We start from the raw sequence: 12,928 nt of genomic DNA, 5'->3' as shown, positions 1-12,928 counted from the left end.
GAAAGCTTAGCGCAGAAAATCAGTGGTGATGGCCACCTTCGCCATGGACGTGGCCATGAGCGATTTCTTCCTGGCTGGCATCACGGATGTCGATGATCTTGACCTGGAAGTTCAGGCGCTGACCAGCCAACGGGTGGTTGCCGTCAACAGTGACGTCATCGCCGTCCAGGTCGCGAATGGTCACGATCTGCATCTGGCCATCTGGAGCGGATGCGTGGAACTGCATGCCCACTTCCAGTTCGTCGACGCCTTCGAACATGCTGCGGCTCAGGGTGCTGACCAGTTCGGCAGCGTATTCGCCGTACGCATCTTCAGGTTCAACGGCTACGGTCAGCTCGTCGCCGACTGTTTTGCCTTCCAGAGCCTTTTCCAGGCCCGGGATGATGTTACCTGCGCCTTGCAGGTAGACCAGCGGCGCGCCGCCGGCGGAGCTGTCGATGACCTCACCAGCGTCGTTGGTCAGGGTATAGTCGATGGAGACAGCCTTATTGGCGGCGATCAGCATGGGGCGAGACCTTTTGCAGAAGAATATAGAAAGGCCAAGTTTAGCGAAGCAATCGTCCGAAAGCGAACACAACCCGGACAGACGGGGTGCGACGATCACGGGCTTCCAACAAGACGAGGATGGCCACTGGGTGGCCGAGCTTTCCTGCGGCCACACGCAACACCTGCGTCACCAGCCACCCTGGCAATCCCGGGCCTGGGTCATGGAGCCTTTGCTGCGGAATGAAAAAATAGGCCAGCCCTTTGCTTGCGGTTGGTGCGCACAAGGCTCGGTTAGCGATAACCTTGGCGACTGAATTTCGGTAGATCGTCAGATATAAATGATCGCCATTGCCTGCTCCTCCAGAGAATCCGCATGCAAACTTTTTTTATCGCACCCACCGATTTTGGTGTGGGTCTGACTTCGATCAGCCTCGGGCTGGTGCGCACCCTTGAGCGCGCCGGTCTCAAAGTCGGTTTTTTCAAGCCGATTGCCCAGCCGCATCCGGGTGACACCGGGCCGGAGCGCTCCACCGAACTGGTGGCCCGCACCCACGGTTTGAAGCCGCCGCAGCCACTGGGCCTGGCGCACGTCGAGCGCATGCTCGGCGACGGTCAACTGGATGAGCTGCTCGAAGAAATCATCACTCTTTATCAGCAAGCCGCTATCGGCAAGGACGTGCTGGTCGTCGAAGGTATGGTCCCGACACGCAGCGCCAGTTACGCCGCGCGGGTCAACCTGCATTTGGCGAAAAGCCTCGATGCTGATGTGATTCTGGTCTCGGCACCGGAAAGCGAAGCCCTGACCGAACTCTCTGGCCGCGTGGAATTACAGGCGCAGCTGTTCGGCGGTCCGAAAGACCCGAAAGTCCTTGGCGTGATCCTCAACAAGGTCAAGACCGAGGAAAGCATGGACGCCTTCGCCTCGCGCCTGAAGGAACACTCGCCGTTGCTGCGCAGCGGTGATTTCCGGCTGCTCGGTTGTATCCCGTTCCAACCGGAACTGAACGCCCCGCGCACCCGCGACGTCGCCGACTTGATGGGCGCGCAAATCCTCAATGCCGGTGATTACGAAACCCGGCGCATGACCAAAATCATCATCTGCGCCCGCACCATGCGCAACACCGTTGAGCTGCTCAAGCCCGGCGTGCTGGTGGTGACGCCCGGTGATCGCGACGACATCATCCTCGCCGTCAGCCTCGCCGCCATGAACGGTGTGCCGTTGGCCGGCCTGTTACTGACCAGCGACACCCTGCCCGACCCACGGATCATGGACCTGTGCCGAGGTGCGTTGCAGGCGGGTTTGCCGGTGCTGTCGGTGAGCACCGGTTCCTACGACACCGCCAACCAGTTGAACGGTTTGAACAAGGAAATCCCGATCGACGACCGCGAACGCGCGGAGATCATCACCGATTTCGTCGCCAGCCACCTCGACGCGAACTGGCTGCACCAGCGCTGCGGCACGCCACGGGAAATGCGCCTGTCGCCCGCCGTGTTCCGCTATCAATTGATCCAGCGCGCCCAGGCAGCCAACAAACGCATCGTGTTGCCTGAAGGCAGCGAGCCGTTGACCGTGCAAGCGGCGGCGATCTGTCAGGCACGCGGCATCGCCCGTTGTGTGTTGCTGGCGAAACCCGAAGACGTCGAAGCCGTGGCCCGCGCACAAGGTATCGAACTGCCGCCGGGGCTGGAGATTCTTGACCCGGACTTGATCCGCGAGCGTTACGTCGAGCCGATGGTTGCGTTGCGCAAAAGCAAAAGCCTCAACGCGCCGATGGCCGAGCAACAACTGGAAGACACCGTGGTCATCGGCACCATGATGCTCGCGCTGGATGAAGTCGATGGGCTCGTGTCCGGCGTCATCCACTCCACCGCCAATACCATCCGCCCAGCCCTGCAGCTGATCAAGACGGCGCCGGGCTGCACGCTGGTGTCGTCGGTGTTTTTCATGCTGTTCCCGGAAGAAGTGCTGGTCTACGGCGATTGCGTGATGAACCCGCACCCCAGCGCCAGCGAACTGGCCGAGATCGCCCTGCAAAGCGCCGATTCGGCGGCGGCATTCGGCATCACCCCACGGGTGGCGATGATTAGCTACTCCAGCGGTGAGTCGGCCAGCGGCGAAGAAGTCGAGAAGGTCCGCGAAGCGACGTTGCTCGCGCATGAGCAACAGCATTCGTTGCTGATCGACGGCCCGTTGCAGTATGACGCCGCCGCCAACGAAACCGTGGCCCGGCAACTGGCGCCGAACAGTCAGGTCGCCGGTCGTGCCACGGTGTTTGTGTTCCCCGACCTGAACACCGGCAACACCACGCACAAAGCCGTGCAGCGCAGTGCCGATTGCGTGAGCCTCGGCCCGATGTTGCAAGGCCTGCGCAAACCGGTGAACGACCTGCCGCGCGGCGCGCAAGTCGACGACATCGTGTACACCATCGCGCTGACCGCGATTCAAGCTGCCAACCGACCTTTGGATCTTTAAATGCTGGCTTTTCTACCTGCCGCCGTACGCGGCGTGATTGCTTCGTTGTTGCTCGCGCTGAATACGATTTTGCTTTGCTCGTTTCTGTTCTGCGTGGCGATCTTCAAGGTGCTGCCGTTCGCCATTACTCAGCGTTTCACGCTGTGGCTGATGAGCCATACCCATGAAGCCTGGATCAGCAACAACAAGGCCTGGATGAACCTGGTCTGCCGCACCCGCTGGCACCTCAGCGGCCTTGAAGGGCTGGACTATCAGCACTCGTACCTGATCACCAGCAACCACCAGAGCTGGGTCGACATCATGGTGCTGCAATACGTGCTCAACCGCCGTATCCAGCCGCTGAAGTTCTTTCTCAAGCAAGAGCTGATCTGGGTGCCGGTGATTGGCCTGGCCTGGTGGACGTTGGGTTTTCCGTTCATGAAGCGCTACTCCAAGGCTTACCTGGAAAAGCACCCGGAGAAGAAAGGCAAGGACCTGGAAACCACCCGCAAGACCTGCGACAAGTTCCGCAATAACCCGGTGGGGATTTTCAACTTCGTCGAAGGCACGCGGTTTACCGAGGGTAAGCATGCGCAGCAGAAATCACCGTTCCGGTATCTGTTGAAACCCAAGGCTGGCGGCATTGCGTTTGTGCTGGATGCGATGGGTGAGCAGCTGGAGTCGATTGTCAACGTGACCATTCACTATCCGGGTGGGCGTCCGGGGTATTGGGATCTGCTGTGCGGGAACGTGAAGGATGTCGTGGTGCATTTTCAGGAGCTGAAGATTCCGCCGCAGTTCATTGGCAAGAATTACGACCAGAATGGGGAGTATCGGTTGCAGTTCCAGGGGTGGATCAATCAGTTGTGGGAAGACAAGGATGCGCTGCTTGAGCAGATGCATCGCGAGTATCCAGGCACCTAAGATCAAAAGATCGCAGCCTTCGGCAGCTCCTACAGGTGTACACAATCCCCTGTAGGAGCTGCCGAAGGCTGCGATCTTGACGATTCAAAGGACACAAAAAAACCCGCCGGATGATCACTCATCGGCGGGTTTTTTATTAACGGCTAACGCTTAGATCGCGCCACGCTTGCGCAGCAGATCCAGCACTTGCTTGACGCTTTCTTCCAGCGACAGCGACTGGGTATCGATCACCAGATCGGCATCCAGCGGCACATCGAACGGGAAGGATTCGCCCGGGATGTTATCGCCGGCCGCCGCGTACAGGCCTTGTGGGTCACGCTCGGCACAGACCGTCGGCGAGGCCTGGACGTAGACCGTCACCAGACGCTCTTTGCCGATCAGCTCCCTGGCCTGCTCACGACCTTCGGCACTTGGCGCAACGAAGGCTGCCAGCGTCAGCAAACCGGCTTCGTTGAACTGACGCGCAACGTGCGCCGCACGACGCCAGTTCTCGGTACGCCCGGCGCGATCCTGTGGCAGACCCTTGTTCAGGTCGTGACGCAAGTTCTGGCCATCGAGTACAAACACTGCACGGCCCATGTCGAACAGCTTGCGTTCAACCGCGTAGGCCAGGGTGCTTTTGCCGGCGCCCGACAAACCGCTGAACAACACGGTGGCAGGCTGCTGGCCGAAGCGTTGCGCGCGTTCTTCGGTAGCGACGTGTGCCAGTTTGCCGTGGTGCGTGCTGCTGCCATGCGCCAACGGCTGGGCGATGATCATGCCGGCGGCAACGGTGCCGTTGGTCAAGCGGTCGATGACGATGAACGAACCGGTGGTGCGGTTGCTCGCGTAACCGTCCAGTGCGATGGCCGCATCGAGGCTGACCTTGACGCGACCGATCTCGTTCAGGTTCAGCGAACTGGCCGGACCTTCTTCCAGGGTGTTCACGTCGACACGGTTGACGATGCTGGTGATCGAGCCCGGCACGTAACTCGTGGCGCGCTTGATGTCGTATTTCTTGCCCGGCAGCATGGGTTCTTCAGCCATCCACACCAGCATGGCGTCGAAGGCGTCAGTCACTTGCGGCAGGTTGTCGGCGTGCACCAGCAAGTCGCCGCGAGAGATGTCGATCTCGTCTTCCATGGTCAGCGTTACCGCCTGACCTGGGCCTGCGTGTTCCAGCTCACCGTCGAAGGTGACGATGGATTTCACGCGGCTGCTTTTGCCCGACGGCAACACAACGACTTCATCGCCCTTGTGCACGACGCCGCTGGCCAGCGTACCGGCGAAGCCACGGAAGTTCAGGTTCGGACGGTTGACGTACTGCACCGGGAAACGCAGGTCGGTGTAGTTGCGGTCGTTGGCGATTTCGACGGTCTCGAGAATCTCCATCAGCGACTGGCCGGTGTACCACGGCGAGCGCTCGGACTTGTTCACTACGTTGTCGCCTTTCAGCGCCGACATGGGCACGAAGGCCATGGTGGTCGGCTTGAACGCGATACCGTCGGCGAACTTCAGGTAGTCGGCCTTGATCGACTCGAAGACGGTTTCGTCGAAGCCGTTGAGGTCCATCTTGTTGATGGCGACCACGATGTGCTTGATGCCCAGCAACGAGGCGATGAAGCTGTGGCGACGGGTCTGGGTCTGCACGCCGTAACGGGCGTCGACCAGGATGATCGCCAGGTCACAGGTGGACGCACCGGTGGCCATGTTGCGGGTGTACTGCTCATGGCCCGGGGTGTCGGCGATGATGAATTTGCGCTTGGCGGTGGAGAAATAACGGTAGGCGACATCGATGGTGATGCCTTGCTCACGCTCGGCCTGCAGGCCGTCGACCAGCAATGCCAGGTCGATGTCTTCGCCAGTGGTGCCGACTTTTTTCGAGTCGCGGGTAATGGCTTCCAGGTGATCTTCATAGATCATCTTGGAGTCGTGCAGCAGGCGCCCGATCAGGGTGCTCTTGCCGTCGTCGACGTTGCCACAGGTCAGGAAGCGCAGCATTTCCTTGCGTTCGTGCTGGCCCAGGTAGGCGAGGATGTCCTCGCTGATCAAATCGGATTGGTGGCTCATTGGGGTTAAGCTCCGAGCTGTAAGCTTCAAGCGGCAAGCTTGTCGGCGTACAGCTAGTCAGAAATTTTGTTGATCAAGCCGCAGAGCATTTTTGGAAGCTCGCGAGTTTCTGTAATCCAAATTTCAGCCAGTGGATCGACGATGTAAGCAATTTCACGGGCAATGAGGAGTTGGGTGCGTAACTCCCCACAGGAAGCCTTGGCGATCCAAAGAAAACGTACTTTTTCCTTGGCACTGCGCCGCTCCATTCCTTCAGCAATATTAGAAGGCACCGAAAGTGCTGAGCGGGTGATTTGATCTTTGAAACCAAAATCCCTGCAACGCGCAAACTCTCTGTAAATACCCACCGCCAAACACTTGCTACGCTGCCAAACAACCAGTCTCTCGAAATCCATAACGAGCAACCCAATCACGGCTCGCAGCAACTGGCCACAAGCACCAAACCACAACGTTACGCATACCGCCCTTAACTTGCAGCTTGCCGCTTGTAACTCAAAGCTTAGAAATACCCCTGCCGTTTCTTTTCTTCCATCGAGCCTGCGCCATCGTGATCGATGACCCGGCCCTGGCGTTCGGAAGTTCGCGTCAGGAGCATTTCCTGAATGATGTCGGTCAGGCTGGTGGCCTCGGACTCGACCGCACCGGTCAGCGGGTAGTCGCCCAGCGTACGGAAACGGACCTTTTTCTTGACGATGCGCGCCTTGTCTTCGTCGCTCAGGTGATTGAGCAGGCGTTCGTCGTCGATCATGATCCAGGTGCCGTTCATCTCGATAACGTCGCGCTCGGCGGCGAAATACAGCGGCACGATCGGGATGCCTTCGAGGTAGATGTACTGCCAGATGTCCAGTTCGGTCCAGTTCGACAACGGGAACACACGAATGGATTCGCCCTTGTTGACGTTGCCGTTGTAGACGTTCCACAACTCTGGACGCTGGTTTTTCGGGTCCCAGCGGTGCTTGGTGTCGCGGAAGGAATACACGCGCTCTTTGGCACGGGATTTCTCTTCGTCGCGGCGAGCGCCACCGAACGCGGCGTCGAAGCCATACTTGTCGAGGGCTTGTTTCAGGCCTTCGGTTTTCATGATATCGGTGTGCTTGGCGCTACCGTGGGTCAGCGGGTTGATACCCTGCGCGACACCATCGGGGTTGACGTGCACCAGCAGGTCCAGGCCCAGTTCTTCGACCATGCGGTCGCGGAACGCGTACATTTCCTTGAACTTCCAGCGGGTGTCGACGTGCATCACCGGGAACGGCAGCTTGCCCGGGAAGAATGCCTTGCGTGCAAGGTGCAGCATCACGGCGGAATCTTTACCGACGGAGTACAGCATCACCGGGTTATCGAACTCGGCGGCGACCTCGCGGATGATGTGGATGCTTTCGGCCTCCAGCTGTTTCAGATGCGTCAGTTTGTCGACCATGGCTACTCACGAAAACGATCTTATGGACGGCCAGCGGGCCGTGTTCGAGCGGGGAATCCTAGCACAGCGACCTCTTCTAATCAGGACGCCAGCTAGATCGAAAGGGTATATGAATATACCCCCTCGTTTGGGCGCAACGACCTCTCACTGATTGGAACCCCCACCCTGTAGGAGCTGCCGAAGGCTGCGATCTTTTGACTTTGATTTTTTAAGATCAAAAGATCGCAGCCTTCGGCAGCTCCTACAGGGGTAGGAAATCAGATCAGACAAGGGTGTGGAATCAAATCGGGTTCGGGCAATCGATGAAGATGTGTTCGAGGGCGAAGCGCCGCGCCAGGTAATCACCCAATGCCTGGACGCCGTAGCGCTCGGTGGCGTGGTGGCCGGCGGCAATGAAGCTGATGTCGTTTTCCCGGGCGCTGTGGAAGGTCTGCTCGGAAGCTTCACCGCTGATATACAGATCGACCCCGGCCAGCACGGCCTGATCGATGTAGCCCTGGCCGCCACCCGTGCACCAGCCGACCCGGCGAATCATCGCGCTGCCCTCGATCAACAACGGCTCGCGGCCCATGACTTCCTGTACGCGGCGGGCGAAATCGCGAGGTGTCACCGGTTCGCTCAACGAGCCGACCAGGCCGACAACCTTGAGGTTATCCGGATCCAGCGGGCCTTCGACGGTGATGTCGAGTTGACGCGCCAGTTGCACGTTGTTGCCGACTTCCGGGTGCAGGTCCAGCGGCAAGTGATACGACAGCAGGCTGATGTCATGCTTGAGCAGGGTTTTCAACCGGCGCTGTTTCATGCCGGTGATGCACGGGTTCTCGCCCTTCCAGAAGTAGCCGTGATGCACCAGCACCAGGTCGGCCTGGGTTTCGACGGCGGCGTCCAGTAACGCCTGGCTGGCGGTGACGCCACTGACGATGCGCATCACCTGCGGCCGACCTTCGACCTGTAGCCCGTTGGGGCAATAATCGGCAATCTTGGCACTGTTTAGATAACGGTCGGCTTCTTCGATCAGGGTGCTCAGGGCGACGGCCATAAAAGACTCCTAAATATCCCGTTCAGAGGCGCGCGCGGCCTCGTATAATGCGCGACATTATGGGCGGTCTCATTCCGCCTGCAACCTCTCAGGACGTGCTTAATGCTTAAGGCGCTGCGTTTTTCCGGCTGGCCGCTGTTGGCCGGCGTGCTTATCGCTCTTTTGATAATTCAGCGTTACCCGCAGTGGGTCGGGCTCCCGAGCCTCGACGTCAATCTGCAGCAAGCCCCCCAAACCACCAGCGTGCAGCAGGGGCCGGTGTCTTACGCCGACGCCGTCACCACGGCCGCACCGGCGGTGGTCAACCTGTACACCACCAAAGTCATCAACAAACCGAACCATCCGCTGTTCGAGGACCCCCAGTTCCGTCGTTTCTTCGGTGATAACTCGCCCAAGCAGAAGCGTATGGAATCGAGCTTGGGTTCCGGCGTGATCATGAGCCCGGAAGGTTATTTGCTGACCAACAACCACGTAACCTCCGGCGCCGACCAGATTGTGGTCGCGCTCAAGGATGGCCGTGAAACCCTGGCCCGCGTGATTGGCAGCGACCCGGAAACCGACCTGGCTGTCCTGAAGATCGATCTGAAAAACCTGCCTTCGATCACGGTGGGCCGCTCCGACAACATCCGTATCGGTGACGTCGCGCTGGCCATCGGCAACCCGTTCGGCGTCGGCCAGACCGTGACCATGGGCATCATCAGTGCCACCGGGCGCAATCAACTGGGCCTGAACAACTACGAAGACTTTATCCAGACCGACGCCGCAATCAACCCCGGCAACTCCGGCGGTGCGCTGGTGGACGCCAACGGCAACCTGACCGGTATCAACACGGCGATTTTCTCCAAGTCCGGCGGTTCCCAGGGCATCGGCTTTGCGATCCCGATCAAACTGGCCATGGAAGTGATGAAGTCGATCATCGAACACGGCCAGGTTATCCGCGGCTGGCTCGGAATCGAAGTGCAGCCGCTGACTCAGGAACTGGCCGAATCCTTTGGTTTGTCGGGACGTCCGGGGATTGTGGTAGCCGGGATTTTCCGCGACGGTCCGGCGCAGAAGGCCGGCCTGCAATTGGGGGACGTGATCCTCAGCATCGACGGCGAACCGGCCGGCGATGGTCGCCGCTCGATGAACCAGGTTGCACGGATCAAGCCCACCGACAAAGTCACCGTTCAGGTGATGCGTAACGGCAAGGAGCTGAAGCTGACCGCGGAGATCGGTTTGCGTCCGCCGCCGGCGCCGGTCAAAGAGAAAGAAGAAAACTAAACAGATACCCCCTGTAGGAGCGAGCTTGCTCGCGATGGTGTGTCAGCTACATTGATGTCAACTGACACACCATCGCGAGCAAGCTCGCTCCTACAGGGGGGGTGTGACGCTTCAGAGGTCGTCGAGGCCGTCGATCAGCGCCTGGTTCTGCTCCGGCGTGCCGATGGAAATCCGCAGGAACTGGGCAATCCGCGCCTGCTTGAAGTGCCGAACGATCACGCCCTGCTCACGCAACTTCGCCGCCAGGCCCGCCGCATCGTGCTGTGGATGACGGGCAAAGATGAAGTTCGCCGCCGACGGCAGCACTTCAAACCCCTTCGCTGTCAGTTGCGCTACAACCCACTCACGGTGCTCGATGACCAAGCGGCAAGTCTTGTCAAAGTACTCACGGTCTTCGAACGCCGCCGCCGCGCCGACATTCGCCAGGCGATCCAGTGGATAAGAGTTGAAGCTGTTCTTGATCCGCTCAAGCGCCTCGATCAGGTCCGGATGCCCCACCGCAAGCCCCACCCGCAGGCCCGCCAGTGAACGGGACTTGGACAAGGTCTGGGTGACCAGCAGATTCGGATAACGGTCCACCAACGTGATCGCAGTCTCGCCGCCGAAGTCGATATAAGCCTCATCCACCACGACCACCGAATCCGGACTGGCCTTGAGGATTTGCTCGACAGCGTCCAATGCCAACAGGCAACCGGTCGGCGCGTTCGGGTTGGGGAAAATGATCCCGCCGTTCGGTTTGGCGTAGTCCGCCGGGTTGATCCGGAACTGCTCGTCCAGCGGCACCGCGTCGAACGTGACGCCATACAACCCACAGTAAACCGGGTAGAAGCTGTAGCTGATGTCCGGGAACAGCAGCGGTTTATCGTGCTGCAGCAAGCCGTGAAAGATGTGCGCCAGGACTTCGTCGGAACCGTTGCCGAGGAACACCTGATTGCCCTGTACGCTGTAGTACTTGGCAACCGCTTGCTTGAGCACATCGCTGTTCGGGTCCGGGTACAGACGCAAGTTGTCGTTCAGTTCGGTCTGCATCGCGGCCAGGGCTTTGGGCGATGGGCCATACGGGTTTTCGTTGGTGTTGAGCTTCACCAGTTTCGCCAGTTTCGGTTGTTCGCCCGGAACGTAAGGCACCAGATTCTTGACGAACGGGCTCCAGAATTTACTCATGCTCAGTTCCCCTGCTTGTCGTCAACGATGCGGTATTCAGCGCTACGCGCATGGGCCGTCAGCGACTCGCCACGGGCCAGCACGGAAGCAGTCTTGCCCAGTTCGGACGCACCCTGCTCGGAGCAGAAGATGATCGACGAGCGTTTCTGGAAATCGTACACACCCAACGGCGAAGAGAAGCGCGCGGTGCCAGACGTCGGCAGCACGTGATTCGGGCCGGCGCAGTAGTCGCCCAAGGCTTCGGACGTGTGACGGCCCATGAAGATCGCGCCCGCGTGGCGGATCTGCGGCAACCAGGCTTGCGGATCGGCGACCGACAACTCCAGGTGTTCCGGCGCGATGCGGTTGGCCACTTCGATGGCTTGTTCCATGTCGCGAACCTGGATCAAGGCCCCACGGCCATTGATCGAGGTTTCGATGATCGCGGCGCGCTCCATGGTCGGCAGCAGTTTGGCGATGCTGGCGGCGACCTTGTCGAGAAACTCGGCGTCCGGGCTGACCAGGATCGCCTGGGCATCTTCGTCGTGCTCGGCCTGGGAAAACAGGTCCATGGCGATCCAGTCCGGATCAGTCTTGCCGTCGCAGACCACGAGGATTTCCGACGGACCGGCAATCATGTCGATGCCGACCTGACCGAATACATGTCGCTTGGCGGTCGCGACATAGATGTTGCCCGGGCCGACGACTTTGTCGACCTTCGGCACGCTTTCAGTGCCGTAAGCCAGCGCCGCCACGGCTTGGGCGCCACCGATGGTAAACACTCGGTCCACGCCAGCGATGCAGGCGGCGGCCAACACCAGTTCGTTGATTTCACCACGCGGGGTCGGCACGACCATGACCACTTCGGTCACGCCTGCGACCTTGGCCGGTATGGCGTTCATCAGCACGGACGACGGGTAGGATGCCTTCCCGCCCGGTACGTACAGGCCGGCGCGATCCAGCGGCGTGACCTTCTGGCCCAGCACGGTGCCGTCGGCTTCGGTGTAGCTCCAGGAATCCTGTTTCTGTTTTTCGTGGTAGCTGCGCACACGGGCCGCGGCTTTTTCCAGCGCTTCGCGCTGAGGCACGGTGATCCGCGTCAGGGCCAGTTCCAGGCGTTCGCGCGGCAGGATCAAGTCCGCCATGGAAGCGACTTGCAAGCCGTCGAACTTCTGGGTGAATTCCACCAGCGCGGCATCGCCGCGCTCACGCACAGCCTTGATGATGTCCAGCACCCGCTGGTTGACCGAGTCGTCAGACACACTTTCCCAGCTCAGCAGATGATCCAGATGATGTGCGAAATCCGGGTCAGCAGCGTTGAGTCGGCGAATTGCAGTCGGTGCGGTCATAGCGAGAGCCTCATAGGAATGGCAAAAACTCAGGCGCCCAATGCTATCGTTCGATCCGCTTGGGCACCTGAGAATTCTGGCTATGAGGCGGATAGACGGGCGCGACTTAACGTCGCGCAGGTGAATCAGCCGCGGTGTCGAGACTCCACTGCCTTGCGCAGGGTGTCGATCAACGCCTGGATACGGGCGTGCTGCATTTTCATCGACGCTTTGTTCACGATCAGCCGGGAGCTGATGTCGGCAATGAAATCCTGGGGCTCCAGGCCATTGGCGCGCAGCGTATTGCCGGTGTCGACCACGTCGATGATCTTGTCCGCCAGGCCGATCAGCGGCGCCAGTTCCATCGAGCCGTACAGCTTGATGATGTCGACCTGACGGCCCTGTTCGGCGTAGTAGCGCTTGGCAACGTTGACGAACTTGGTCGCCACACGCAGGCGGCCCTTGGGCTCGACGTCGCCGACACGGCCAGCGGTCATCAGCTTGCAGAGGGCAATGCGCAGGTCCAGAGGCTCGTACAGGCCCTGGCCGCCGTATTCCATCAGCACATCTTTACCGGCGACGCCCAGGTCAGCGGCACCATGCTCGACGTAGGTCGGCACATCGGTGGCGCGCACGATCAGCAGGCGTACATCGGCCTGGGTCGTGGGGATGATCAGCTTGCGGCTCTTGTCCGGATTCTCGGTCGGCACGATGCCCGCTTCAGCCAGAAGCGGCAGGGTGTCGTCAAGAATGCGGCCCTTCGACAATGCGATGGTCAACATGGGAAACGTCAGTCCTTATCAGGCTACTGATGCCCGGTCGCAAAT

The 12,928-nt window shown here is 59.9% G+C and carries 12 protein-coding genes; 4 read left to right on the top strand and 8 right to left on the bottom strand.

The window, feature by feature from the left end; genetic code table 11:
- Positions 1-19: 19 nt before the first annotated feature.
- Complete coding sequence (locus ACA052_RS04285; RefSeq protein WP_008150718.1) at positions 20-505, bottom strand: FKBP-type peptidyl-prolyl cis-trans isomerase; 486 nt, start codon at positions 503-505, stop codon at positions 20-22.
- Between ACA052_RS04285 and ACA052_RS04280 the strand changes: the two genes are divergently transcribed.
- The 3 genes from ACA052_RS04280 to yihG are packed head-to-tail and all read left to right on the top strand — an operon-like array spanning position 474 to position 3,862.
- Positions 474-800 carry a DUF3565 domain-containing protein gene (locus tag ACA052_RS04280; RefSeq protein ID WP_497648538.1) on the top strand — a complete coding sequence of 109 codons (327 nt, stop codon included), beginning with the start codon at positions 474-476 and terminating at the stop codon, positions 798-800. The genes ACA052_RS04285 and ACA052_RS04280 overlap by 32 nt on opposite strands.
- 59 nt (positions 801-859) lie before the next feature.
- Complete coding sequence (gene pta, locus ACA052_RS04275) at positions 860-2,959, top strand: phosphate acetyltransferase (RefSeq protein ID WP_497648537.1); 2,100 nt, start codon at positions 860-862, stop codon at positions 2,957-2,959.
- A complete protein-coding gene (yihG, locus tag ACA052_RS04270) occupies positions 2,960-3,862 on the top strand; it encodes a 1-acylglycerol-3-phosphate O-acyltransferase, YihG family (RefSeq protein WP_497648536.1) in 903 nt (300 codons plus the stop codon).
- Between the two features lie 150 nt (positions 3,863-4,012).
- Here the strand turns inward: yihG and cysN are convergent, their stop codons facing one another.
- The 4 genes from cysN to ACA052_RS04250 form a co-directional block, all read right to left on the bottom strand.
- Positions 4,013-5,911, bottom strand: a complete 1,899-nt coding sequence (cysN, locus tag ACA052_RS04265; RefSeq protein WP_497648535.1) for a sulfate adenylyltransferase subunit CysN — start codon at positions 5,909-5,911, stop codon at positions 4,013-4,015.
- 53 nt (positions 5,912-5,964) lie between these two features.
- Positions 5,965-6,306, bottom strand: coding sequence for a four helix bundle protein (locus ACA052_RS04260; RefSeq protein WP_497648534.1), 342 nt, complete (start codon positions 6,304-6,306; stop codon positions 5,965-5,967).
- Positions 6,307-6,410: 104 nt separating this feature from the next.
- The gene (gene cysD / locus ACA052_RS04255) at positions 6,411-7,328 is read right to left on the bottom strand and encodes a sulfate adenylyltransferase subunit CysD (RefSeq protein WP_010463281.1); all 918 of its coding nucleotides are present in this window, start codon (positions 7,326-7,328) and stop codon (positions 6,411-6,413) included.
- Between the two features lie 280 nt (positions 7,329-7,608).
- On the bottom strand, positions 7,609-8,367 hold the full coding sequence (locus tag ACA052_RS04250) for a Nif3-like dinuclear metal center hexameric protein (protein WP_497648533.1): 759 nt from the start codon (positions 8,365-8,367) through the stop codon (positions 7,609-7,611).
- A gap of 102 nt (positions 8,368-8,469) precedes the next feature.
- On the opposite strand from ACA052_RS04250, the gene algW reads away from it, so the two are divergent.
- On the top strand, positions 8,470-9,630 hold the full coding sequence (gene algW / locus ACA052_RS04245; RefSeq protein ID WP_497648532.1) for a Do family serine endopeptidase AlgW: 1,161 nt from the start codon (positions 8,470-8,472) through the stop codon (positions 9,628-9,630).
- Positions 9,631-9,741: 111 nt separating this feature from the next.
- Here the strand turns inward: algW and hisC are convergent, their stop codons facing one another.
- The 3 genes from hisC to hisG form a co-directional block, all read right to left on the bottom strand.
- Positions 9,742-10,794: a histidinol-phosphate transaminase gene (gene hisC / locus ACA052_RS04240; RefSeq protein ID WP_497648531.1), complete on the bottom strand. Its 1,053-nt coding sequence runs from the start codon at positions 10,792-10,794 to the stop codon at positions 9,742-9,744.
- A 2-nt stretch (positions 10,795-10,796) separates the two neighbouring features.
- A complete protein-coding gene (gene hisD / locus ACA052_RS04235) occupies positions 10,797-12,122 on the bottom strand; it encodes a histidinol dehydrogenase (RefSeq protein WP_497648530.1) in 1,326 nt (441 codons plus the stop codon).
- 125 nt (positions 12,123-12,247) lie between these two features.
- On the bottom strand, positions 12,248-12,883 hold the full coding sequence (gene hisG / locus ACA052_RS04230) for an ATP phosphoribosyltransferase (protein WP_007901570.1): 636 nt from the start codon (positions 12,881-12,883) through the stop codon (positions 12,248-12,250).
- Between the last annotated feature and the right edge of the window lie 45 nt (positions 12,884-12,928).

The organism is Pseudomonas sp. LBUM1644 (genome assembly GCF_059716195.1).
This window is presented reverse-complemented; position numbering and strand designations above follow the sequence as displayed.